1 pseudogene is annotated in these 274 nt (G+C 46.4%); it reads right to left on the bottom strand.

Annotated elements, in window-relative coordinates:
* Window positions 1-83: 83 nt before the first annotated feature.
* Window positions 84-274: pseudogene (locus R2R70_RS20210) on the bottom strand (urocanate hydratase); the annotation flags it as partial.

Here is a 274-nt window from a genome sequence, read left to right as displayed (position 1 = left end):
GTTTATTTGTACACTTGATGCATTAATCTTTCTTAGACTATTTAAATCAAGCGAGCCGGGCGTGAGAGTTAGTTCGACCATGATTATTCCTCGTTCAGCATTGGTAAGTCTAAGTTTTGCTCTTTGGCACAGTTTTTTGCGATGTCGTAACCGGCATCTGCATGGCGCATTACACCGGTAGCGGGGTCATTCCAAAGCACGCGGCCAACACGTGCTTTCGCTTCGTCTGTACCATCGGCAACAATAACAACACCTGAGTGTTGGCTAAAGCCCA

It is taken from the genome of Cobetia sp. SIMBA_158 (genome assembly GCF_046566945.1).
Lineage (GTDB): Bacteria > Pseudomonadota > Gammaproteobacteria > Pseudomonadales > Halomonadaceae > Cobetia > Cobetia amphilecti.
This window is presented reverse-complemented; position numbering and strand designations above follow the sequence as displayed.